We start from the raw sequence: 20175 nt of genomic DNA on the forward strand, positions 1-20175 counted from the left end.
AACACCGGAAACCTGTCAACGATGTATCCGGTCTATAGTGTCAACGATCTCTCCGGTTGCACAACAGGTGCCCGCGAGCGTGCGGATGAGATGTGTGAATCCGGTAGCTCGGGGAGGGTGAGGGGGAGAGCCGACCTATCCCGCCACCCGCCCGAAGCCGATGCGGGCGACGCCGTAACGGCGCTCGTCCAGCAAGGCGAGGCCGTCCACCGCCGGCTCGTCGGAAGCGGTCTCGGCCACCACCAGGCAGCCGGGGGCCAGCCAGCCGGCGGCGGACAGGGCCCGGATCGCCGGACCGATCAGCCCCTGGCGGTAGGGCGGATCGAGAAACAGAAGCGTGGCCTGCGCCCTCGCCGGCGGCGGCTTCAGCGCGTCGGCGCGCAGCAGATGCGCGCGCGCCGTTTCGCCCAGCGTCTCGGCATTCTTCCGGGCGAAGCCCAGCGCCGCGGCCGAGCTGTCGAACAGCCAGGCCTCGGCGGCGCCGCGCGACAGCGCTTCGAAGGCCAGCGCCCCGGTGCCGGCGAAGGCGTCGAGCACCACGGCGCCGGTCACAGCGTCGCCCTCGTCGGGGCCGTAGCCGGCATGGGCCAGGATGTTGAACACCGCCTCGCGCACCCGCTCGCCGGTCGGCCGGGTGGCGCGGTCCGGTGGGGCGGCGAGGGCGCGACCCCTATGCCGGCCGGCGACGAGGCGCAGGGGCATGGCGGGAGGCGGGCGCGGACTTCGGACCGCTCGGCTTGGTCGGGGTCGGTTTGGCGGCCGGCTTGCGCGTCGGCCGCTCTTCCTCGTGGATCTCCAGCCAGCGGCCGAGCTGGTCACGCAGCACCGAAGCCTTGACCTCCTCGGCCTCGCCCTTCTCCAGGATGCCCAGCTGGAACGGGCCGTAGGCGACGCGGATCAGCCGGTTCACGTCCAGGCCGATCGCCTCCATCACCTTGCGCACCTCGCGGTTCTTGCCTTCGCGCAGGGTGACGGTCAGCCAGGCATTGGCGCCCTGCACCTTGTCCAGCGCCGCCTCGATCGGGCCGTAATGGACGCCGGAAACGGTGATGCCCTTGGCCAGGCCCGCCAGCTTCGCCGGGTCAGGCGTGCCGTGCACCCGCACGCGGTAGCGGCGCGGCCAGCCGGTCGACGGCAGCTCCAGCCGGCGCGACAGCTCGCCGTCATTGGTCAGCAGCAGCAGGCCTTCGCTGTTCAGGTCCAGCCGGCCGATCGAGACCACGCGCGGCAGCTCTTCGGGCAGGTTGTCGAACACGGTCTGCCGGCCCTGCGGGTCGGACCGGGTGGTCACCAGCCCGGCCGGCTTGTGATAGCGCCACAGCCGGGTGCGCTCGGGCTCCGGCACCGGCACGCCGTCGACGCTCAGCACGGCACCGGGCGGCACCACCACGGCCGGGGTGTCCAGCACCTTGCCGTTCAGCGCCACGCGGCCCTCGGCGATCCAGCGCTCGGCCTCGCGCCGCGAGCACATGCCGGCCCGCGCCAGCACCTTGGCGACGCGCTCGCCGTCCTTCTCGCCGCCATCCTTGAAGGTGGCTTTCGGTTTCGCGGCCGGGGTCGCGGCGCCTGTCGCGGCCGGATCGCCCGCCGTCTTCCCGACGGTGGTCTTGTGATCGGTCTTGCTCATCGCCCTTGTCTAGCGCGAAGCGCCCGGCCAGGGTTAGCGCGAAACGCGAGGATCTGACCCGTGCCCGCCGACCCGCCAACCTCCGATCCGGCCGACACCTATATGCGCCTGGCGCTGGACGAGGCGGCGGCGGCGGCTTCGCGCGGCGAGGTGCCGGTCGGCGCGGTGCTGGTCGAGGCCGCGACCGGCGCGGTGCTGGCCCGGGCCGGCAACCGGGTGGAGGAGCTGGCGGACCCGACCGCCCATGCCGAGGTGCTGGCGATCCGCGAGGCCGGCCGGCTGCGCGGCCGGCCGCGGCTGCCGGATTGCGACCTCTATGTCACGCTCGAGCCCTGCGCGCTGTGCGCCGGCGCGATCTCCTTCGCCCGCCTCCGCCGGGTGGTGTTCGCCGCCCTCGACCCGAAGGGCGGAGCCGTGCTGCACGGCCCCCGGTTCTTCGAGCAGAAGACGTGCCACCACCGGCCTCGGGTGGAGCAGGCGCCGGGCGGGGAGGAGGCCGGCGAACTGCTGAGGGCGTTCTTCCGGGCGCGGCGGTAGGGGGCTGGCCGCCGGTCCGGCGAACTGACAAGATCGGGCGACCCCTGGAGGGAGGGGTGATTTCAGAGAAGCCTTATCATGCTCGAATTGCGCGCCCGGCGATGGAGCCGGATGGCTGTGGTCGCGACGGTCCTGGGTGTCCTGTCGGCATGCCAGGCGCCATCGCCCAAGGTGTCGGAGGCGAGCAACGTCCACATTCGATTGACGCGGGGCGTCTGCTTCGGCTGGTGTCCGGCTTATGCGGTCGATATCGCCGGAGACGGCGCGGTGACCTATGAGGGGTTCAGCTCGGTGGCCGTGAGCGGCCGGTTCCAGGACCGGATCGCGCCGGCGGAGGTTGCCGCCCTCGTCGGGATGTTCGAGCGGGCGGATTTCTTCTCGCTGAAGGACGAATACATCGCCGAGATCACGGACAGCCCCTTCTACAAGATCTCGCTGACCGTCAACGGCAGGACCAAGTCGGTCACGGACTACGTCGGAAAGATTGCCGGCATGCCCGCGGTGGTCATGGAGATCGAGGACGCGATCGACCGGACGGCGGGGACGGCGAAATGGGTCAAGGGCACGCCCGAGACGATCCCGATGCTGCGGCGGACTGGCTTCGACTTCAGGTCGGACAAGGCGGCGACCTTCCTGGCCGATGCGCTGGAAATCGAGAATTACGGCTATGCCAGCGACCTGATCTTGGCCGGCGTCCCTCTGGACGGGCGCACCTCGCTCCAGAAGCGGCCGGCCTTCGAGCTTCTATTCCCGCTTGCTGCCTCGTCGAGGTCGGATCTCGACAGGGCCTCATTGCTGTTCCCACCTGCTGCCTCGTCGAGGTCGGATCGCGAAAGAACCTCATTGCTGTTCAGCCGTGCCGCCGCCGAACGAGGCAACCGGCAGAATCGGAGCGTAGCGCTCGTGATCGCCGCCAGGCTCGGCGATGCGGCCCTGGTGCGACGGCTGATCGCCCTGGGTGTCGATTCGGTGGTCGAGGATTCCCAGATGGGGCCTTACACGGCGCTCCACACCGCCTCCTCGGTGGCAATCGCCCGAATGCTCCTGCGGGCAGGGATCGATCCTGATGTCTCGGGACCGGGGATGCCGAAGGCTGTCCTGGTGACGGAGTCCGAAGATGTGGCGTTGATGCTGGCCGGCAGGGGGCTGAGCGGCGAGACCAGGACCGCGTTGATCGCCCGCGCCCGTGAGAAGAGCTGGACGCGCCTCCTCGCGAAACTCGCCGCCTAAACCTCCGCCTCGCCTTTCAGCACCGGGATGCAGCCGCCGCCGACGGTGGCGCGGACGCCGTCCGCGGTGCGGCGGGCGGCGACGCGCAGCAGGCTCGGGCGGCCCATCTCGACGCCCTGCACGATCTCGGCCTGTCCGGCCTCGGCGCCGGACAGCGACAGCAGCAGTGCGCCCAGCGTGGCGTTGGCGCTGCCGGTCGCCGGGTCCTCATAGGTGCCGGACAAGGGCGCGAACATCCGGGCGCGGATCCTGGCCCCGCCCGGCGCCGCGATGTCCGGCGCGGCCGGGTCGCGGGCGTAGAGATGCAGCGACAGGCGCCGCTCCACCTTCGGGAACTGCTCCTGGGTGCGGCGGAAGGCGGCGATGTCCGGGGTGGCGCGGGTCAGGGCCTCGCCGGTCACCTCCACCAGCACGAAGGGGATGCCGACCGAGGCCAGCACCGGCTGGTGCGCCCGGGTGATCACGTCCGACGGGGCCAGTCCGGCGCAGGCGGCGATCGCCTCGGCCGGCAGCTCCATCAGGGTCGACAGCGGCTGTGGTGCTGCGATCACGGCGCCGGTCACGGCCCCGGCCGCGTCGCGCTCCACCCGCACCTCGACCAGGCCGGAGATCTCCTCGAACAGCAGCACGCCGTCGCGGTCCAGCCCGTGCCGGGCCAGGACGCAGCCGGTGCCGACATTGGGGTGGCCGGCGAAGGGCATCTCGTAGGCGCGGTTGAAGATCCGCACCCGCGCCGAATGCGCCGGGTCCTCCGGCGGCAGCACGAAGGTCGTCTCGCTCAGGTTGAACTCGGCGGCCAGCGACTGCATCTCGCCGTCCGACAGGCCACGCGCATCCGGGAACACCGCGAGCTGGTTGCCGCCGAAGCGGCGGTCGGTGAACACGTCCACGGTCTCGAAGGCGAAGCGGCGCATCATGGCCTCCCGGCGGGCTGAAAGGGCCCCGAGTCTTGACACGGCTTAGTCCTTTGGCAAAGTGCCGAAATGTCTCCAGCCAATCTCTTCCGCGCTTTGGCCAATGAGCGCCGCCTGCTGATCCTGGACTGGCTGAAGGATCCGCGCGCGCATTTCCCGCCGCAGGCCGATGGTGACCTGGTCGAGGACGGGGTGTGCGGTGTGTTCATCGCCGACAAGCTCGGCATCAGCCAGCCGACACTGAGCGAGCATATGCGCGTGCTGGTCCAGTCCGGCCTGGTGGTGCCGAAGCGGATCAAGCAATGGACCTTCTACAAGCGCGACGAGGAGCAGATCCGCGCGGCGCGGGCGCTGGTCGAGACGCTGTGAGGCTTTCCGCCGGGCGTTCCCGTGCCTATGTTCCAGTCGACCCGATACCGAGACGCACCGATGTTCCAGACCGCACGCCCCGATCCCGCTTTGCCGAAGGCCGAGGCCTATCGCGACCTGCTTTCCCAGGCCGCGGGGCTGTTCCAGGGCGAGACCGACGCCATCGCCAACGCCGCCAACCTCTCGGCCCTGATCTATCATGGGCTGCCGGAGCTGAACTGGGCCGGCTTCTACCTGCTGCGCGAAGGCGGCGAGCTGGTGCTCGGGCCGTTCCAGGGCAAGCCGGCCTGCATCCGCATCCCGCTCGGCCGCGGCGTCTGCGGCACGGCGGCGGAGCGTCGCGAATCGGTGCTGGTGGAGGATGTGCACGCCTTCCCCGGCCACATCGCCTGCGACGCCGCCTCGCGGTCCGAGCTTGTGGTGCCGCTGCTGCGCGACGGCAAGGTGCTGGGCGTGCTCGACCTCGACAGCCCGCTGCCCGGCCGCTTCGACGCCGAGGACCAGGCCGGGATCGAGGCCCTGGCCGCGCTGTGGGTGGCGGCGAGCGCCGTCTGACGTTCAGCCGTTCCCGTAGCGGATCTCGACAACCTCGGCGGTCTCGACCCCGCCCGGGGCGCGGACCTCGACCACATCGCCCTCCTGCGCCCGCATCAAGGCGCGGGCGAGAGGGGAGATCCAGCTGATCTCGCCTTCCTCCGGCCGGGTCTCGTCGATGCCGACGATGCGCACGGTGCGCTCGCGGTCCTGGCCGTCGACATAGGTTACGGTGGCGCCGAAATAGACCCGGTCGCGGTTGGTCTGGCGCGCCGGGTCGACCACCTCGGCGATCTCCAGCCGCTTGGTCAGGAACCGCACCCGGCGGTCGATCTCGCGCAGCCGCTTCTTGCCGTAGATGTAGTCGCCGTTCTCCGACCGGTCGCCGTTGCCGGCGGCCCAGGACACCACCTCGACCACCTTCGGCCGCTCGACCCGCCACAGCTGCTTCAGCTCGTCCTGCAGCCGCTGGAAGCCCTCCGGCGTGATGTAGTTCTTCGACCCCGCGGGCAAAGGCGCCGGCGCATCGTCCAGCTCTTCCTCGGTGTCGGTCTCTTTGGTGAAGGCCTTGCTCATCCGGGCAGTCTACACCGATCGGGCCATCGGTTTAAAAACAGGCTCACACCGCGATGTCCCGGCGGCAGAATCCCTCCGGCCAGTCGATGCGGTCGACTGCCTGGTAGGCCCGCGCCCGGGCCTCTGCGATGTCGGTGCCCAGGGCGGTCACCGCCAGAACCCGGCCGCCCTGGGCGGTGACGGTGCCGTCGGCCTCCGCCTTCGTGCCGGCGTGGAACACGATGGTGCCCGGCACCTGCCCGGCCGCGTCCAGCGCCCGGATCGGGCTGCCCTTCCTGTAGCTGCCGGGATAGCCGTTCGCTGCCATGACCACCGTCACCGCCGCCTCCGGCCGCCAGCGCAGGGTCAGGTGGCGCAGCTCGCCGTCGGCGGCCGCGATCAGGGCGGTCAGCAGGTCCGAGCTCAGCCGCGGCAGCAGCGTCTCGCATTCGGGGTCGCCGAAGCGGACATTGTGCTCGATCAGCTGCGGCCCGCGCTCGGTCAGCATCAGCCCGGCGAACAGGATGCCGCGGAACGGCGTGCCCTCGGCCTCCATGGCGCGCAAGGTCGGCTGCACGATCTCGGCCATGATCCGGGCCTCCAGCTCCGGCGTCGCCAGCGGGTGCGGCGACACCGCGCCCATGCCGCCGGTGTTCGGGCCCTCGTCGCGGTCGAAGGCGCGCTTATGGTCGCGGGCGGTGGCCAGCGGCAGCGCGGTCTCGCCATCGCACAGGGCGAAGAAGCTCAGCTCCGGCCCGACCAGGCATTCCTCGACCACGATCGAGGCGCCGGCGGCGCCGAAGCCGCCCTCGGTCAGCATGGTGTCGACGGCTTCCTGGGCCTCCTCGACCGTCGCGGCCACCACCACGCCCTTGCCGGCGGCCAGCCCGTCGGCCTTGACCACGATCGGCGCGCCCTCGATGGCGACATAGGCCTTGGCCTCGGTCGCGTCGGTGAAGCGGCGGTAGCGTGCGGTCGGGATGTCGTATTTGGCGCAGAGGTCCTTGGTGAAACCCTTCGACCCCTCCAGCGCCGCAGCCGCGGCGGTCGGCCCGAAAGCCTTGATCCCGGCTGCGGTCAGCCGGTCCACCAGCCCCGCAACCAGCGGCGCCTCCGGCCCGACCACGACGAAGTCGATCGCGTTCTCCTGCGCGAAGGTCACCAGCCCGTCGACATCCTCGGCCGCGATGGGCACGCAGGTCGCCTCCCTGGCGATGCCGGCATTGCCCGGCGCGCAGAACAGCGTGGTGCACAGGGGAGAGGCGGCGATCGCCCAGGCCAGGGCATGTTCGCGGCCGCCGCCGCCGACCAGAAGGATGCGCATCGAAGAACCCGCTCTCGATCTCTTGCTCAAGTGGCAGCGGTTTAGCATGGTGGCCGCAGCATGACCGAGCAAAACGACACCCCCCCGGGCTCCGCGAGCCGCCCCGGCTCCAACCTGCCGGAATTCACCATCGCCGAGCTGACCGGTGCGCTGAAGCGCACCATCGAGGGCGAGTTCGGCCTGGTCCGCGTGCGCGCCGAGATCGGCAAGGTCACGGTGCCGCGCTCCGGCCATGTCTACCTGACGCTCAAGGACGACAGCTGCACCCTCGAATCGGTGATCTGGAAGGGCCAGCTGTCGCGGCTGATGGTGCGGCCGGAGCAGGGGATGGAGGTCATCTGCACCGGCCGGCTGACCATCTACGGCTCGCGCTCGCAGTACCAGATGGTGATCGAGCAGATGGAGCTGGCGGGCGAGGGCGCCATCCTCAAGATGCTGGAGGAGCGCCGCCGCCGCCTCGCCGCCGAAGGGCTGTTCGAGGCCGCGCGCAAGCGGGCGCTGCCGTTCCTGCCGCGGGTGATCGGCGTCGTCACCTCACCGACCGGCGCGGTGATCCGCGACATCCTGCACCGCCTGTCCGACCGCTTCCCGCGCCATGTCCTGGTCTGGCCGGTCGCGGTGCAGGGCGACAGCGCGGCGGGGCAGGTGGCGGCGGCGATCGAGGGCTTCAACGCTCTGCCGCCGGGCGGGCCGGTGCCGCGGCCGGACCTGCTGATCGTCGCCCGCGGCGGCGGCAGCCTGGAAGATCTGATGCCGTTCAACGAGGAGATCGTGGTGCGCGCGGCGGCGGCCAGCGCCATCCCGCTGATCTCCGCCGTCGGGCACGAGACCGACACCACCCTGATCGACTTCGCCTCGGACCGCCGCGCCCCGACCCCGACCGCGGCGGCGGAGATGGCGGTGCCGGTGCGGGCCGAACTGCTGGGCCGGGTGCTGGATTGCTCCCGCCGCCTCGAAGCCGGCACCGCTCGGCTGTTCGGCGAGCACCGCACCCGGCTGGACGCGCTGCGCCGCGGCCTGGGCGACCCGGCCCGGCTGATCGAGTCGGCTATGCAGCGGTTGGACGACCGCGGCGAGCGGCTGGACCGCGCCGCGCTCGGCACGGTCGAGCGGCGCCGGTCGCGCCTGGCCGAGCTCGGCGCCCGGCTGCCGCATCCGCGCCGGCAGGTGGCGGAGACGGCGCGGCACCTCATCCAGCTCGGCGACCGTCTGGCCGCCTGCGGCCCGCGGCTGACCCACCGCCCGGCCGACCGCTTCCAGGCCCTGTCGGGCCGCTTCGGGCCGGAGCCGGTGCAGCGCGCTTTGGCCGACCGCACCGCACGGCTGGCGGCCGCCGGCCGGCTGCTGGAAAGCTATTCCTATGTCGACGTGCTGCGCCGCGGCTACGCCCTGGTGCTGGACCCGGCCACCGGCCACGCCCTGGGCTCGGCGCAGGAGGCGACGCCCGGCCGGGCCGTGGCGATCCGCTTCCAGGACGGCGAGGCGCCGGCCGTGATCGGCGGCAGCCGCCCGCACCGTCCCGCCCGCGCCCCGGACCCGAAGCCGGAGCAGGGATCGCTGCTGTAGGGTCAGAGACGGAAACGATCGACCTTTAAAGCCGTCATGGCGAGCCCCGAAGGGGCGTGGCCATCCAGCGGCACCGGCCCCTGGATGGCCACGTCGCTTCGCTCCTCGCCATGACGAGTTAATATTTCATGCCGACGTATCATGTCGGTTCCGCCAAGGCCCAGCGCCGTGGCGGGTCGAGCCAGCGGTCCAGCCGCAGCCCGGCGGAGGCCAGTTCCTCCGTCATCTGCGCGTCGTCGATCAGTTCGCAGGTGTAGCTCTGCGTCCACGCCGCGTCGGCCGCTTCCGAGCGCAGGACGATATGGGACAGGCGGCCCTCATGCCGCACCGATTCGATGACGTGGCGGATGCCGGCTTCCTCTCCGGCCGGCCCTGGCTGCAGCGTCGCGAAGGTGGCGGGATTGCGCCGCTCGATCAGCACGGCGCCGCCGGGCCGGACGTGGCGCCGGCAGGTGGCGAGCAGGGCGGCGCGCGTTCCCTTGTCAGGGAAGTTGATCAGCGTGCTGGCCAGCAGCACCGCATCGAAGCCGCGGCCGAGGTCGAGATCCTCGATATCGGTCAGCACCGTCTCCGCGCCCCGGACATGGGCCAGCATCTCGGCCGAGTTGTCGACCGCGGTCACCGCATAGCCGCGGGCGGCCAGGGCATGGGTGACGCGGCCCGGCCCCGAGCCCAGCTCCAGGATCGAGCCGCCGGCCGGCAGGCGCCGGTACAGCTCCACGGCGCAGCCGTCCTGCGTGTGCGCGCCCGGCCCCGTGCCGGTGAAGCGGATCGCGGAGCCCATGCGGCAATCCCTCCTTGTGGTCCGTCGGAGATGGCGATGGCGGCAGGCCACTGCCAGGGGCTTGAGAAGCGTCAGGCGTGTGGTTAGATAGCGATAGGACCGTCCTCCCGGCGGTCCGTGACCGCACAGGAGGTTGCCTATGTCCCCGCGGGACGCCTGACCCACCGGTTCCGCCTGTTCTGCGAGAACAGGGGGATCGGTTTCGACACGAACCCTTCGGTTCGGCCCTTCGACAGCACGACGCTGTTCTGTACGGCGGGCATGCAGCAGTTCAAGCCGCTGTTCATCGACCCGGCCTGCACAGCCACCTTCGCCAATCTCCAGTCCTGCCTGCGCCTGGGCGATCTCGACGAGATCGGCGACGGCACGCATCTCCTTCGATTCGACATGCTCGGCCTGTTCTCGTTCCGGCAGATGAATGTCGGGCAGGCGATCGATTTCTGGCTCGGTTTCCTCGAGGAGATCGGCGCGTGGCCGGACCATGTCACCATCCATCCCGACCGGCTGACGGAGTGGTCGCCGCTGTATCGCGGCCGGGTGCCGATCCAGCCCGACCCGGACTGCACCTGGAGCGACGGCAGCATCAGCGGCCATTGCACCGAGTTCTACCGGGACGGGGTCGAGATCGGGAACATCGTCAACCCGCTCGGTACCTGCATCGATGCGGGATTCGGGCTGGACCGGCTGGACGCGCTGGTCAACGGCACTCCGCCGCCGACCCCGGCGGAGATCCTGGTCGAAGGGATCGAGAGCATCATCGCCAGCGGCTATCGGCCCGGCCCGAAGACGCAGGGCTATGTCCTGCGCAAGCTGCTGCGGCGGCTGTGGGCGATCGGCGGGTCGCTCGATCACTCCTATTTCCGGGCGGAGGCGGCACGGCAGCAGCGGCTGCGCGACCGCTACGCCCGGCTGAAGCCGCATCATCCGGACAAGCCGCCGGAATGGTGGTTCGACACCCATGGCATCGATCTGGACGAGGTCGAGGGGCCGGCGTAAGCCGGCCCCAGCCACGCATGACACCGAAACCAAGGACCGAGGATGTTCGACGAAGACCTGGCCCGCTGGGACCTGGTGCCGGACGGCGAGCCGATCGTCACCCATGGCAGCCGATTGCTGGCGGTGCGCTGCGGCGACCTGCCGGCCATGATCAAGCAGCCGGTGAACGCGGACGAGAAGCTGGGCTGCCTCTTGATGCAGTTCTGGACTGGCGAGGGTGCGGCGATGGTGCTGGCCCAGCACGGCGACACGCTGCTGCTGGAACGCGCCACCGGCCCCGTCTCGCTCGTCGCCCTATCGATGCAAGGGCAGGACGACGAGGCCTGCCTGATCCTCTGCGAGGCCGCGGCCCGGCTGCACGCGCCGCGCGGCCGGCCGCTGCCGAATGGGCTGCTGCCGCTGGAGCGGTGGTTCGAGCCGCTGACCCTGGGCGGCGACCGCTACGGCGGCGTCGTGGCCCAGGCCGCCGCCATCGCCCGCGAGCTGCTGGCGGAGCGGCGGGACATCGTCACCCTGCATGGCGACCTGCATCACGGCAACGTGCTGGATTTCGGCCCACGCGGCTGGCTGGCGATCGACCCCAGGCACCTGGTCGGCGACCGCGGCTACGACTTCGGCAGCATCTTCACCAACCCGGATATGGGCTTCCCCGGCGCGCCGGCCCTGGCCGAGCCGGGCCAGGCGGTGGCGACGCAGCCCGGCCGCCTGGCCCGGCGGGCGACGGTAGCGGCCGAGGCAGCGGGGATGGACCGCGCCCGGCTGCTGCGCTGGGTGCTGGCCGCGGCCGCGCTGTCCGCCGTCTGGAGCCTCGACGATGGCGAGCATCCGGCGATCGACCTGGCGGTGGCGGAGATGGCGCTCGCGGAGCTCGGCGGGGGCTGAAGGGTCGCGCCGCATTTTTTGCCGGACGTGTCGGCGCCGGGCATACTCCTTCGTCCTCGGGAGGAAGAAGGAAACACCCGGATGCTGTACGCCGTCCTCTGCTACCACAACGAAGCCGTGACCGAGGCCTGGAGCAAGGCCGAAGACGACGCGGTCATGGCCCGGCTGTCCGCGGTGCAGGAGCCGCTGGCCCGGCAGGGCAAGATCGGGCCCGTCGCCCGGCTGCTGCCGACCACCGCCGCCACCACCCTGCGCTCCGGCGTGGGTGAGCCGCTGGTGATCGACGGCCCCTTCGCCGAGACCAAGGAGCAGCTTCTCGGGTTCTACACCTTCGACTGCGCCTCGCTGGACGAGGTGCTGGACATCGTGCGCGACCTCGCGCGCGCCAACCCCGGGGGATCCTATGAGGTCCGCCCGATCCGCATCTTCAAGCCTGGGACAGCCGGATCATGACCGATTTAGCCTGGATCGACGCGGCCTTCGCCTCTGCCCGCCCCCAGGCGCTCGGCGCGCTGCTGCGCTATTTCCGGGACCTGGACACGGCGGAGGAGGCGTTCCAGGAGGCCTGTCTCCGGGCGCTGAAGACCTGGCCGCAGAAGGGGCCGCCGCGTGACCCGGCGTCCTGGCTGATCTTCGTCGGCCGCAACGCCGCGCTCGACGGCGTGCGCCGCGGCCGCAAGCAGGAACCGCTGCCGCCGGACGAGCTGCTGTCCGACCTCGGTGACGCCGAGGCCGACCTGGCCGAGCGGCTGGACGGCGCCGAGTACCGCGACGACATCCTGCGGCTCCTGTTCATCTGCTGCCATCCCGACCTGCCGGCGACGCAGCAGATCGCGCTGGCGCTGCGCATCGTCTCCGGCCTCTCGGTCAACCAGATCGCCCGCGCCTTCCTGGTGGGCGAGAGCGCGATGGAGCAGCGCATCACCCGGGCCAAGGCCAAGGTCGCCAATGCCGGGGTGCCGTTCGAGACGCCGGGCGCGCCGGAGCGGGCACAGCGTCTGGCCATGGTCGCCGCCATGATCTACCTGGTCTTCAACGAGGGCTATTCCGCCGCCAACAGCGAGGAGGCGCCGCTGCGCGCGCCGCTGTGCGACGAGGCGATCCGGCTGGCCCGGCTGCTGCTGCGGCTGTTCCCGGCCGAGCCCGAGATCATGGGCCTCACCGCGCTCCTGCTGCTGCAGCATTCGCGGGCGCCGGCGCGATTCGACGCCGAGGGCAGCATCGTGCTGCTGGAGGAGCAGGACCGGACCCTGTGGAACCGCGCCATGATCGCCGAGGGGCTGGCGCTGATCGACAAGGCGATCCGCCACCGCAGCCCCGGCCCGTACCAGGTGCAGGCGGCGATCGCGGCGCTGCACGCCCGGGCGGCGCGGGCGCAGGACACCGACTGGGCCCAGATCGACCTGCTCTATGCGACGCTGGAGCGGCTGCAGCCCTCGCCGGTGGTGACCCTGAACCGCGCGGTCGCGGTGGCCAAGCTGCACGGCGCCCAGGCGGCGCTGGAGATGATCGAGCCGCTGGCGCCGCGCCTGTCCGGCTATTTCTACTTCTTCGGCGTGCGCGGGGCGCTGCTGCAGCAGCTCGGCCGCGTCAGTGAGGCGCGCGAGGCCTTCAACCAGGCCATCGCCCTGGCCAACACCGCAGCCGAGGCCGCCCATATCCGGATGCATCTCGACCGGCTGCAGCAGGACGGCACCGCCGAGGTCGGGTGAGGCCGGAAAAATCTCGAACCCGCTGTCGGGTTCGCTCGGGTCCGGCCGTCCTTGAGGCAGGCCCGCAGCATTCGCCGCGGCGCGAACCAACAGCCAAGAGGAAATCATGGCCGAAGCGACAGATCGCGCAGCTCCCCAGGTTCTCGGCGGCTTGGTCGCCTATGTGAACGTCGAGGGGGCGCTCAAGGCCGCCGAGTTCTACGCCAAGGCCTTCGGCGCGCAAACGGCCCATTTGGTGCCGCCCGACGAGAAGGGCCGGACCATGCATGTCCATCTCCACGTCAACGGCAGCTCGCTGATGATCTCCGACTTCTATCCGGAGCATGGCTTCGCGGTCGAGGCGCCGCAGGCCTTCACCCTGCAGCTCATTCTCAAGGCCGACGAGATCGACGCCTGGTGGAAGCGGGCGGTGGATGCCGGCTGCACGGTCGAGGTGCCGCTGGATGTGATGTTCTGGGGCGACCGGTGGGGCCGGCTGAAGGACCCATTCGGCATCGCCTGGGCGATGAACGCACCGGTCAAATCGTAAGACCCGCTCGGCGAGACGCCGGCGGCAGGGTGCGCGCCCTTCCGCCGGCTTCCCGTGACGCAGATGGAGGAAGAGATGACCAGCCAGCAAGACAGCGAAGCCGAGATCCGCGCCCTGATCGAACAGCGTGCGGCGGCGCTGCGCCGCAAGGACGCCAAAGGCTTCGTCGCCTGCCAGTCGGCCGACTATGCCCTGTACTCCCTGTACTCCATGGGGTCGCCGTTGGCAGCCGACCAAGCGAGCAGCGAGGAGGTGGACGGCTGGTTCGCCACCTGGGACGGGCCGATCGGCTACGAGGTCCGCGACCTCCGCATCGCGGCCGGTGAGGACGTCGCCTTCTGCCACGGCTTCGCCCGGATGAGCGGCGCCAAGACCGACGGCGAGACGGTCGATCTCTGGTTCCGCCTCACCCTCGGCCTGCGCCGGGCGGCCGATGGCTGGACCATCGTGCATGAGCACGAATCCGTGCCCTTCTACATGGACGGCAGCCTCCGCGCCGCGGTGGACCTGAAGCCCTAAACGCCGGCGGCTTTGGAAGCGGCCGGCTGAAAGACCCGTCCGGCATCGCCTGGGCGATGAACGCGCCGGTCGAATCGTAGGGGCCGTTCGGCGAGACTCCGGCGGGAGAGCGCACGCCTTTCCGCCGGCTTCTGTTTCGGACATCGGTCCGGCCCTGTCGGATGCATGGGCGCTGCTTCGTCCTTTGGAGAGGCATCCAAATCCCGGATGCAGATGGAGGAAGAGATGACCAGCCAGCACGACAGCGAAGCCCCGATCCGCGCCCTGATCGAGGAGCGCGCAGCGGCACTGCGCCGCAAGGACGCCAAGGGCGTCGTCGCCTGCCAGGCCGCCGATCATGTCCTCTACTCCCTGGCGCCGCCGCTGCAGACGATCGACTCGGGGGCCGAGGGGCTGGAGGCCTGGTTCGCGACCTGGCAGGGGTCGATCGGCTACGAGATTCACGACCTTGGCATCGCCGTCGACGGTGACGTCGCCTTCAGACCGACGGCGAAAGCGTCGATCTCTGGTTCCGCGTCACGCTCGGCCTGCGCCGGGCGGCCGACGGCTGGGTGATCGTGCACGAGCACGAATCCGTGCCCTTCTACATGGACGGCAGCCTGCGGGCCGCGGTGGACCTGAAGCCCTAAACGCCAGCGGCTTTGGAAGCGGCCGCACGCCGCGGCGCCTCGGCCTCCGCCCGGACCGCGCCGATCAGCGCGTCGAGCAGCCCGGGGAAACGGGCGTCGAGGTCGTCGCGGCGCAGCGACAGCAGGTTCTCGCGGCCGGAGGGGCGCTGCCAGATCACGCCGCTGTCTCGCAGCACCCGCCAGTGGTGGGTCAGGGTGGATTTCGACACGTTCTTGAGCACGGTGCCGCAGGCATGCTCGCCGCCCTCCGCCAGGACGCGGATCACGGTGAGCCGCATCGGATGGCCCAGGGCGGCCAGGACATTCTCCAGCCGGATCTGATGCCGGTCGGGGTGCTGCGGCGTGATCATGCCCAATAGATAGGCAATGATACGCGTACAGTCAAACCGTCGATCCTCTGGAACAGGCGGAGGAAGCCGTCTCATCCGGATGGTACGCAAATTCTAGTACTGTTCAATAGTACGATAATCTGCGTACAGTCGGACGAATCAAATCCGACGGAAGGAGCCCTCCATGTCCGCATCCGTGTCCCCGGCCGGGCACCGCTCGCTCGGCTGGAGCCTGGCGCTGCTGGCCTTCGCCCAGCTGATCTTCGCCCTCGACCTCAACATCGTCTTCGTGGCCCTGCCGGAAATCGGTGCCGGCCTCGGCTTCTCCGAACAGTCGCTGCAATGGGTGGTCAGCGCCTACACCGTGTTCTGTGGCGGCTTCCTGCTGTTCGGCGGCCGCGCCGCCGACCTGCTCGGCCAGCGCCGGATGTTCGTGTCCGGCCTCGTCCTCTACGCCGCCTCATCGCTGCTCGGCGGGCTGGCCTGGAGCCCGGGCATGATCATCGTCGCCCGCGCCGTGCAGGGCATCGGCGGCGCAATCCTGTTCCCGGCTACGCTGTCGCTGGTCAATCGCCTGTTCGAGGAAGGGCCGCGGCGCAACCGGGCGCTGGCGGTCTGGGGCGGTGCCGGCGCCAGCGGCCTGACGCTGGGCTCGCTGTTGGGCGGCGTGCTGACCGATGGCTTCGGCTGGGCGGCGGTGTTCTTCGTCAATGTCCCGCTGGCCGGGATCGTCGCCCTCGCCGCGCTGGCGGTGATCCCGCGCGACCCGCCGCAGCTCGCCCGCCGCAGCTTCGACCTGCCCGGCGCGCTGACCGTCACCGCCGGCGTCACCCTCCTGGTCTATGTCCTGGTGCAGGGGCCGGAAACGGGGTGGGGCGCCACGCCGATCGTCGCCGCCGCCGTGCTCTCGGCTCTGCTGCTGGCCGTGTTCGTGCTGATCGAGACCCGAAGCGCCGACCCGTTGATGCCGATGCGGCTGTTCCGCAACCGCAGCCTGGTCGCGGGCATGTCGATCACCTTCATCTACATGGGCAGCTTCGGCGCGCTGCCCTATTTCCTGACCGTGCTGTTCCAGACGGTGATGGGCTTCAGCGCGCTGGAGACCGGTCTGGCCTTCATCGTGCCGTCGCTCGCCATCGCCGCCGGCACCCAGCTCGGCGAGCGGCTGGCGACGAGGCTGACCACGCGCAGCACGCTGCTGCTGGGGTCGGCGATCGGAGTCGCCGGCACCGTCGCGATCGGCCTCGCGACCACGGCCGGCTACGCCGCGCTGGTGCCCGGCCTGGTGGTCTCCGGCATCGGCCAGGGCATCGTCTGGACCGGCATGTGGATCGCCTCGGCCTCCGGCGTCGCGGCGGAGGAGCAGGGCGTGGCCTCCGGCATGGCATCGACCACGCTGAACATCGGCAACGCCATCGGCCTTGCTGTCCTGATCGCCATCGCCAATGCCGGGATCGCCGGGCAGGAGGGCGAGGCGCTGCGCCTGGTCATTGCCGACGGCACCCGCCTCGCCTTCATCCTCGCCGTGCTCGGCATCGTGCTCGGCGGTCTGGTCGCCCTGGCTCTGCCGCGGCGGGCCAGCGGCGCGGCGGTGCAGGCAGCGGCATGAGGAAAGGCGGCGCGTCTTGACAGGCGCGCCGCAGCCCTCCCATCGTCGGGTCCATGGCGGATCCCATGCCACAGCCCCGGCCGGTCCTCGGCCCCGCCGAGCCGCAGCTCCTGGTCGCCGATATCCGGGCGGCCTGCGACTTCTACGCCGGGACGCTCGGCTTCGCCGTCGTCTTCACCTATGGCGAGCCGCCCTTCTACGCCCAGATCCGGCGCGACGCGGCGCGGCTGAACCTGCGATGGGTCCGGGGCTCCGTCTTTGCCCCTGGCTTCCGCGAGCGGGAGGTCGACGTCCTGTCGGCGACGATCGCGGTCGACGACCCCAAGGCCCTGTTCCTGGAGCTGCAGGCCGCCGGCGCGCCGTTCCACCAGACGCTGCGGACCGAGCCCTGGGGCGCCCGCATCTTCATCATCCGCGACCCGGACGGCAACCTGATCGCCTTCGCCGGCTGACCGTCAGGCCAGCCCCTCCAGCCGCCGCTGCTGGCGCAGGAAGGTATCGCCGAAGGACAGCTTCGCCGTGGTCGGCGTCCGGCCGTCCAGCACCCGCCAGAACGGCGTGATCTCGTCCGCGGCCGCGCCGCGCCGATGCGCCTCCCACGCCGCCTCGGCCACGACGCGCAGATGGAAGCCGGTGGTGATCGGGCAGGTCACCTCGGCCCCGTGCCGCCGGGCCAGCTCGCGCCGCAGCGTCGGCACATCCATGCCGCTGCCCTTCGGGATGGCGCGGATGAAGGCGTCGATCAGCCGGGGCGTCGGCACCAGCATGATCTCGCCGGCCTTCATCCCGGCGATGTCGATCGGCGCCGGCTTGACCTGATGCGGCCGCGGATCGTTCAGCTTCTCGGTCCAGGATTTCGCCATCGCCGCCTCCCAATCGGCGGCAGTGTAGCCCGGCCGGATTGACAGATCCTGCGAAGTTGGCGGTCTGCCAAGCCTTACCCGGTGGGGCTACTGCAGTTCCGAGATCCTGCCCTCGTCGACGATCCAGATCTTGCCATCCCTGGTCCCGACGTACAGCGGCCTCCGGTATAGCAGGCTTGCGAACACATGGGTTTCGATCGGCGTCAGGGACTGCAACTCGGTCACGATGCCCCCGAGGATCTCCGAACCTTCAGGGATTGCGCCGAGGTGCGGCTGGCAGGTCTTTGACAAGTTCTCGAGCGACACAACCCGCTTGCCGTCCGCGCCCACCAGGACACGCAGATGGCCAAGGAAAATCATCGCATCGGGGGCGGTGGTCGCGGCCAGAAGGTAGATCCGCCAATTCGAAGAGCCGGGATCACGGAACGCCACGGTGTTGTAGGGGCCTGGGCAATGCCGGGACCCGCTCTGAGCAAGGGCCAGCTGCCGGGCGGCGAACTGCGCCGACTGGTCCGGCGTCAGCCTGGGATTGGCGGGCCGCGCGAAGGCTGTGGCCTCGCCCTTCTCGTTGACCACGACGTCGTAGGCCGCCTCGAACCGATCTCCCTTCTGCCGAACGAAGCGGACCAGGACGCCAGGGCCGGACGTGTCCGTCACCCAGCCCCGTATGCCGTCGGTCTGCGGATCCGTCCCTTCGGCGAGGGCAAGATCCGTCGCTCGGGCCGCGGCGTTGTCGAGGACGTAGATCGTGCGGCCCAGCATCTCTATCCGGCGAATCTCTGGCGACGTCTGAGGGATCCGGCGAGGTGCCGGCTTCTCCGCCGCAGTGACCGGGCTGGCCGGCGGGGTCGTGCTGTTGCAGGCGGCCAGGACGGCCAGCAGGGCGAACGGCAGCGCCGCGCGCCGCAACGCGTCGGCCACGCCGGACCGGCGCGGCGAAGTGGTGGTGTCGATCATGTGGCCCCCCTGCGCCGCCAGCATGCCGCGTCCGGCCGCGCCAGCCAAGGGCGGGCCTACTCCCGCACCGTGGCGATGGTGCCGTTGGCGACCAGCCAGCGCTTGCCGTCCGCGGTCAGCACGATCAGCGGCAGGCTCTGGCGCAGGCTGAGGAAGACATGCAGTTCGGTCGGGATCGTCGAGACCGGCTCGGATACCATGAAGGCGACGGCCGCGTGGCCCTCGCTGGTCTTCTCGCCGGCCAGGCAGGAGGGCGGCGGCAGCCGGCCGCCGGACAGGATGCGGCCGCCGTCCGGGCTGACCAGGAAGCGGTAGTGGCCGCCGACCATGAACACGCCGGGCTCGGTCGCCGTGGCCAGGGCGTAGACCCGCCAGTCGCGGGTGCCGGGATCGCGGAACACGACCGGCCGGTAGGTCTTGGAGCAGGGCTGGTCCAGCCGCCCCAGCGCCAGCTGCGCCGCAGCGAACTGGGCGGCCTGGTCCGGCGTCAACGGCGCGCCGCCGTGACGGGCGAGGGCGGGGTCGCTGCCGCCGGCATCGACAGTGACGTCATAGGCCGTCTCCGGCCCCTGGCTGCCCCGGCGCACGAAGCGGACCAGGATGCCGTTCTCCGCCGGCTCGGTCACCCAGCCGACGATGCCGCCGGCCTGCGGGTCGATGCCGTTGCGGCGCAGGGCGGCGCTGGCCAAGGCGGCGGCGCCGTCGATCGCATAGATCTGCCGGCCCAGGGTCACGGCCCGGCGGAACTCGGGCCCGGTCTGCGGCACCACCTGGGATGGCGCGGCGGCGGGCGGCGCGGCCTGGCCTGGGGCGGGCTGCTGCTGGGCCACGGCCTCGCCGGCCGGCAGGGCGACCGCCACCAGCAGGGCGGCGCGCGCGAGGCGGCGGCGAAGGGCGATGGAGGGATGGCGCATGCTGTCTCCGCTGTGACCCGGGGCCACCATGCCGCGCCGCGCGGGCCGGGCCAACCCCCTGACTGCAGCGACGAGGCCGGGGCGGAAACCGTTCCCTGGCGGCGGCGCTGTAACGGATTCCGGATTCCGCTGTTGCTGTCGTATGGGCGCGTCGCGCGGCGTCGCCGCGACGGCAGCCCCGTGCCGGGCGATGCAACTGTGAGGAGAAAACGACCATGGCAACCCGCAACCTCGAACAGGATGTCGATGTCCTGACCCGCACGATCTCCGAACTCCGGTCGGAGATCGCCTCACTGGCCGGCCGTGCCGGCGGCGCGGCGCAGGATGCCGGCCGGTGGGGCGTCCGCCGCGCCGGCGAAGCGGCGGAGGCGGCGGCCGGCGAGATCAAGGGCCAGGTGGCGGAACGGCCGCTGACCGCGCTCGGCCTGGCCTTCGCCGCCGGGCTGGCGATCGGCCGCTTCCTGGTCCGCTGAGCCCGGTCCCTTGACAGGGGGGCGCCTCGGAACTCCGCGCACCGGGGCGCCGTTACCTGACCGGTCCGTCCCGGATCGGTTTCCCCAAATCCGAGGAGAAGCTCATGATCGCACGCATCGTCCTCATCACCGGCCTGCTGGCCGCGGGCCTCGGCATGGCGGCCTGCGAGAACACGGTCCGCGGCGTCGGCCAGGACACCCAGAAGGCCGGCGAGAACATCGAGCAGTCGGTCCAGCCCAAGCCGATGCCGTGACCGGCCGGGGGGGGGGGGGGGGGGGGGGGGGGGGGGGGGGGGGGGGCGGCCGGCCCGCGCCCGCCGGCA

At 71.1% G+C, this 20175-nt stretch carries 27 protein-coding genes; 17 read left to right on the forward strand and 10 right to left on the reverse strand.

Annotated features, from left to right (window positions below; translation table 11 throughout):
* Nucleotides 1–135: 135 nt before the first annotated feature.
* On the reverse strand, nucleotides 136–702 hold the full coding sequence (rsmD, locus tag AAHM41_RS29415) for a 16S rRNA (guanine(966)-N(2))-methyltransferase RsmD (RefSeq protein ID WP_342240179.1): 567 nt from the start codon (nucleotides 700–702) through the stop codon (nucleotides 136–138).
* Nucleotides 671–1627, reverse strand: coding sequence for a pseudouridine synthase (locus AAHM41_RS29420; RefSeq protein WP_342240180.1), 957 nt, complete (start codon nucleotides 1625–1627; stop codon nucleotides 671–673). The genes rsmD and AAHM41_RS29420 overlap by 32 nt, the downstream gene beginning before the upstream one ends.
* Nucleotides 1628–1729: 102 nt before the next feature.
* On the opposite strand from AAHM41_RS29420, the gene AAHM41_RS29425 reads away from it, so the two are divergent.
* Together AAHM41_RS29425 and AAHM41_RS29430 are read left to right on the forward strand one after the other, a co-directional pair.
* Nucleotides 1730–2164 (forward strand): nucleoside deaminase, encoded by a 435-nt coding sequence (locus tag AAHM41_RS29425; RefSeq protein WP_342240204.1) that lies wholly within the window; start codon nucleotides 1730–1732, stop codon nucleotides 2162–2164.
* 78 nt (nucleotides 2165–2242) lie between these two features.
* Nucleotides 2243–3394 (forward strand): DUF6438 domain-containing protein, encoded by a 1152-nt coding sequence (locus tag AAHM41_RS29430; protein WP_342240181.1) that lies wholly within the window; start codon nucleotides 2243–2245, stop codon nucleotides 3392–3394.
* Here the strand turns inward: AAHM41_RS29430 and AAHM41_RS29435 are convergent.
* Nucleotides 3391–4308, reverse strand: a complete 918-nt coding sequence (locus AAHM41_RS29435) for a PhzF family phenazine biosynthesis protein (protein ID WP_342240182.1) — start codon at nucleotides 4306–4308, stop codon at nucleotides 3391–3393. The two genes, AAHM41_RS29430 and AAHM41_RS29435, sit on opposite strands and share 4 nt — an antisense overlap.
* Nucleotides 4309–4377: 69 nt before the next feature.
* Here AAHM41_RS29435 and AAHM41_RS29440 point away from each other — a divergent pair, with 69 nt between their 5' ends.
* Nucleotides 4378–4677 carry an ArsR/SmtB family transcription factor gene (locus AAHM41_RS29440; RefSeq protein ID WP_342240183.1) on the forward strand — a complete coding sequence of 100 codons (300 nt, stop codon included), beginning with the start codon at nucleotides 4378–4380 and terminating at the stop codon, nucleotides 4675–4677.
* 60 nt (nucleotides 4678–4737) lie between these two features.
* Nucleotides 4738–5232: a GAF domain-containing protein gene (locus tag AAHM41_RS29445; RefSeq protein ID WP_342240184.1), complete on the forward strand. Its 495-nt coding sequence runs from the start codon at nucleotides 4738–4740 to the stop codon at nucleotides 5230–5232.
* 3 nt (nucleotides 5233–5235) lie between these two features.
* Here AAHM41_RS29445 and greB read toward each other — a convergent pair whose 3' ends face one another.
* Nucleotides 5236–5787, reverse strand: a complete 552-nt coding sequence (greB, locus tag AAHM41_RS29450) for a transcription elongation factor GreB (protein WP_342240185.1) — start codon at nucleotides 5785–5787, stop codon at nucleotides 5236–5238.
* Nucleotides 5788–5830: 43 nt separating this feature from the next.
* Nucleotides 5831–7090 (reverse strand): phosphoribosylamine--glycine ligase, encoded by a 1260-nt coding sequence (purD, locus tag AAHM41_RS29455; RefSeq protein WP_342240186.1) that lies wholly within the window; start codon nucleotides 7088–7090, stop codon nucleotides 5831–5833.
* 60 nt (nucleotides 7091–7150) lie between these two features.
* Between purD and xseA the strand changes: the two genes are divergently transcribed.
* The gene (xseA, locus tag AAHM41_RS29460; RefSeq protein WP_342240187.1) at nucleotides 7151–8656 is read left to right on the forward strand and encodes an exodeoxyribonuclease VII large subunit; all 1506 of its coding nucleotides are present in this window, start codon (nucleotides 7151–7153) and stop codon (nucleotides 8654–8656) included.
* 139 nt (nucleotides 8657–8795) lie between these two features.
* Here the strand turns inward: xseA and AAHM41_RS29465 are convergent, their stop codons facing one another.
* Nucleotides 8796–9440 (reverse strand): class I SAM-dependent methyltransferase, encoded by a 645-nt coding sequence (locus tag AAHM41_RS29465; RefSeq protein ID WP_342240188.1) that lies wholly within the window; start codon nucleotides 9438–9440, stop codon nucleotides 8796–8798.
* Between the two features lie 117 nt (nucleotides 9441–9557).
* Between AAHM41_RS29465 and AAHM41_RS29470 the strand changes: the two genes are divergently transcribed.
* The 8 genes from AAHM41_RS29470 to AAHM41_RS40730 all read left to right on the forward strand — a co-directional run bounded on the left by AAHM41_RS29470 (nucleotide 9558) and on the right by AAHM41_RS40730 (nucleotide 14707).
* Nucleotides 9558–10436, forward strand: coding sequence for an alanine--tRNA ligase-related protein (locus AAHM41_RS29470; protein ID WP_342240189.1), 879 nt, complete (start codon nucleotides 9558–9560; stop codon nucleotides 10434–10436).
* Nucleotides 10437–10478: 42 nt separating this feature from the next.
* On the forward strand, nucleotides 10479–11318 hold the full coding sequence (locus AAHM41_RS29475; RefSeq protein WP_342240190.1) for an aminoglycoside phosphotransferase family protein: 840 nt from the start codon (nucleotides 10479–10481) through the stop codon (nucleotides 11316–11318).
* Nucleotides 11319–11399: 81 nt separating this feature from the next.
* On the forward strand, nucleotides 11400–11771 hold the full coding sequence (locus AAHM41_RS29480; RefSeq protein WP_342240191.1) for a YciI family protein: 372 nt from the start codon (nucleotides 11400–11402) through the stop codon (nucleotides 11769–11771).
* Nucleotides 11768–13030 carry an RNA polymerase sigma factor gene (locus AAHM41_RS29485; protein WP_342240192.1) on the forward strand — a complete coding sequence of 421 codons (1263 nt, stop codon included), beginning with the start codon at nucleotides 11768–11770 and terminating at the stop codon, nucleotides 13028–13030. Before AAHM41_RS29480 ends, AAHM41_RS29485 begins: the two co-directional genes overlap by 4 nt.
* A 106-nt stretch (nucleotides 13031–13136) precedes the next feature.
* The gene (locus tag AAHM41_RS29490) at nucleotides 13137–13559 is read left to right on the forward strand and encodes a VOC family protein (RefSeq protein ID WP_342240193.1); all 423 of its coding nucleotides are present in this window, start codon (nucleotides 13137–13139) and stop codon (nucleotides 13557–13559) included.
* Nucleotides 13560–13634: 75 nt separating this feature from the next.
* Nucleotides 13635–14078: a YybH family protein gene (locus AAHM41_RS29495; RefSeq protein WP_342240194.1), complete on the forward strand. Its 444-nt coding sequence runs from the start codon at nucleotides 13635–13637 to the stop codon at nucleotides 14076–14078.
* A gap of 225 nt (nucleotides 14079–14303) precedes the next feature.
* Nucleotides 14304–14633 carry a YybH family protein gene (locus tag AAHM41_RS29500; protein ID WP_342240195.1) on the forward strand — a complete coding sequence of 110 codons (330 nt, stop codon included), beginning with the start codon at nucleotides 14304–14306 and terminating at the stop codon, nucleotides 14631–14633.
* A complete protein-coding gene (locus tag AAHM41_RS40730) occupies nucleotides 14606–14707 on the forward strand; it encodes a hypothetical protein (protein WP_446719495.1) in 102 nt (33 codons plus the stop codon). Before AAHM41_RS29500 ends, AAHM41_RS40730 begins: the two co-directional genes overlap by 28 nt.
* On the opposite strand, the gene AAHM41_RS29505 is transcribed toward AAHM41_RS40730, so the two are convergent.
* A complete protein-coding gene (locus AAHM41_RS29505; RefSeq protein WP_342240196.1) occupies nucleotides 14704–15057 on the reverse strand; it encodes an ArsR/SmtB family transcription factor in 354 nt (117 codons plus the stop codon). The two genes, AAHM41_RS40730 and AAHM41_RS29505, sit on opposite strands and share 4 nt — an antisense overlap.
* A 163-nt stretch (nucleotides 15058–15220) precedes the next feature.
* Here AAHM41_RS29505 and AAHM41_RS29510 point away from each other — a divergent pair, with 163 nt between their 5' ends.
* Both AAHM41_RS29510 and AAHM41_RS29515 read left to right on the forward strand, forming a co-directional pair.
* Entirely contained in the window at nucleotides 15221–16645 is a 1425-nt protein-coding gene (locus AAHM41_RS29510) for an MFS transporter (protein WP_342240197.1), read from the forward strand.
* Nucleotides 16646–16710: 65 nt separating this feature from the next.
* Nucleotides 16711–17097, forward strand: a complete 387-nt coding sequence (locus AAHM41_RS29515) for a VOC family protein (protein ID WP_342240198.1) — start codon at nucleotides 16711–16713, stop codon at nucleotides 17095–17097.
* 3 nt (nucleotides 17098–17100) lie between these two features.
* On the opposite strand, the gene AAHM41_RS29520 is transcribed toward AAHM41_RS29515, so the two are convergent.
* The 3 genes from AAHM41_RS29520 to AAHM41_RS29530 form a co-directional block, all read right to left on the reverse strand.
* Nucleotides 17101–17508 (reverse strand): hypothetical protein, encoded by a 408-nt coding sequence (locus tag AAHM41_RS29520; RefSeq protein ID WP_342240199.1) that lies wholly within the window; start codon nucleotides 17506–17508, stop codon nucleotides 17101–17103.
* An 87-nt stretch (nucleotides 17509–17595) separates the two neighbouring features.
* Nucleotides 17596–18465 (reverse strand): hypothetical protein, encoded by an 870-nt coding sequence (locus tag AAHM41_RS29525; RefSeq protein ID WP_342240200.1) that lies wholly within the window; start codon nucleotides 18463–18465, stop codon nucleotides 17596–17598.
* A gap of 56 nt (nucleotides 18466–18521) precedes the next feature.
* On the reverse strand, nucleotides 18522–19379 hold the full coding sequence (locus AAHM41_RS29530) for a hypothetical protein (RefSeq protein WP_342240201.1): 858 nt from the start codon (nucleotides 19377–19379) through the stop codon (nucleotides 18522–18524).
* A gap of 215 nt (nucleotides 19380–19594) precedes the next feature.
* Here AAHM41_RS29530 and AAHM41_RS29535 point away from each other — a divergent pair, with 215 nt between their 5' ends.
* Both AAHM41_RS29535 and AAHM41_RS29540 read left to right on the forward strand, forming a co-directional pair.
* Nucleotides 19595–19852, forward strand: a complete 258-nt coding sequence (locus AAHM41_RS29535; RefSeq protein ID WP_342240202.1) for a hypothetical protein — start codon at nucleotides 19595–19597, stop codon at nucleotides 19850–19852.
* 104 nt (nucleotides 19853–19956) lie between these two features.
* Nucleotides 19957–20106: an entericidin A/B family lipoprotein gene (locus AAHM41_RS29540; RefSeq protein WP_342240203.1), complete on the forward strand. Its 150-nt coding sequence runs from the start codon at nucleotides 19957–19959 to the stop codon at nucleotides 20104–20106.
* Nucleotides 20107–20175: the final 69 nt, after the last annotated feature.

The sequence above is a fragment of the Inquilinus sp. OTU3971 genome (assembly GCF_038440215.1).

Coding starts and splice junctions, on each gene's coding strand:
- rsmD (WP_342240179.1), bottom strand. CDS start 702: ATGCCCCTGCGCCTCGTCGCCGGCCGGCATAGGGGTCGCGCCCTCGCC.
- AAHM41_RS29420 (WP_342240180.1), bottom strand. CDS start 1,627: ATGAGCAAGACCGATCACAAGACCACCGTCGGGAAGACGGCGGGCGAT.
- AAHM41_RS29425 (WP_342240204.1), top strand. CDS start 1,730: ATGCGCCTGGCGCTGGACGAGGCGGCGGCGGCGGCTTCGCGCGGCGAG.
- AAHM41_RS29430 (WP_342240181.1), top strand. CDS start 2,243: ATGCTCGAATTGCGCGCCCGGCGATGGAGCCGGATGGCTGTGGTCGCG.
- AAHM41_RS29435 (WP_342240182.1), bottom strand. CDS start 4,308: ATGCGCCGCTTCGCCTTCGAGACCGTGGACGTGTTCACCGACCGCCGC.
- AAHM41_RS29440 (WP_342240183.1), top strand. CDS start 4,378: ATGTCTCCAGCCAATCTCTTCCGCGCTTTGGCCAATGAGCGCCGCCTG.
- AAHM41_RS29445 (WP_342240184.1), top strand. CDS start 4,738: ATGTTCCAGACCGCACGCCCCGATCCCGCTTTGCCGAAGGCCGAGGCC.
- greB (WP_342240185.1), bottom strand. CDS start 5,787: ATGAGCAAGGCCTTCACCAAAGAGACCGACACCGAGGAAGAGCTGGAC.
- purD (WP_342240186.1), bottom strand. CDS start 7,090: ATGCGCATCCTTCTGGTCGGCGGCGGCGGCCGCGAACATGCCCTGGCC.
- xseA (WP_342240187.1), top strand. CDS start 7,151: ATGACCGAGCAAAACGACACCCCCCCGGGCTCCGCGAGCCGCCCCGGC.
- AAHM41_RS29465 (WP_342240188.1), bottom strand. CDS start 9,440: ATGGGCTCCGCGATCCGCTTCACCGGCACGGGGCCGGGCGCGCACACG.
- AAHM41_RS29475 (WP_342240190.1), top strand. CDS start 10,479: ATGTTCGACGAAGACCTGGCCCGCTGGGACCTGGTGCCGGACGGCGAG.
- AAHM41_RS29480 (WP_342240191.1), top strand. CDS start 11,400: ATGCTGTACGCCGTCCTCTGCTACCACAACGAAGCCGTGACCGAGGCC.
- AAHM41_RS29485 (WP_342240192.1), top strand. CDS start 11,768: ATGACCGATTTAGCCTGGATCGACGCGGCCTTCGCCTCTGCCCGCCCC.
- AAHM41_RS29490 (WP_342240193.1), top strand. CDS start 13,137: ATGGCCGAAGCGACAGATCGCGCAGCTCCCCAGGTTCTCGGCGGCTTG.
- AAHM41_RS29495 (WP_342240194.1), top strand. CDS start 13,635: ATGACCAGCCAGCAAGACAGCGAAGCCGAGATCCGCGCCCTGATCGAA.
- AAHM41_RS29500 (WP_342240195.1), top strand. CDS start 14,304: ATGACCAGCCAGCACGACAGCGAAGCCCCGATCCGCGCCCTGATCGAG.
- AAHM41_RS29505 (WP_342240196.1), bottom strand. CDS start 15,057: ATGATCACGCCGCAGCACCCCGACCGGCATCAGATCCGGCTGGAGAAT.
- AAHM41_RS29510 (WP_342240197.1), top strand. CDS start 15,221: ATGTCCGCATCCGTGTCCCCGGCCGGGCACCGCTCGCTCGGCTGGAGC.
- AAHM41_RS29515 (WP_342240198.1), top strand. CDS start 16,711: ATGCCACAGCCCCGGCCGGTCCTCGGCCCCGCCGAGCCGCAGCTCCTG.
- AAHM41_RS29520 (WP_342240199.1), bottom strand. CDS start 17,508: ATGGCGAAATCCTGGACCGAGAAGCTGAACGATCCGCGGCCGCATCAG.
- AAHM41_RS29525 (WP_342240200.1), bottom strand. CDS start 18,465: ATGATCGACACCACCACTTCGCCGCGCCGGTCCGGCGTGGCCGACGCG.
- AAHM41_RS29530 (WP_342240201.1), bottom strand. CDS start 19,379: ATGCGCCATCCCTCCATCGCCCTTCGCCGCCGCCTCGCGCGCGCCGCC.
- AAHM41_RS29535 (WP_342240202.1), top strand. CDS start 19,595: ATGGCAACCCGCAACCTCGAACAGGATGTCGATGTCCTGACCCGCACG.
- AAHM41_RS29540 (WP_342240203.1), top strand. CDS start 19,957: ATGATCGCACGCATCGTCCTCATCACCGGCCTGCTGGCCGCGGGCCTC.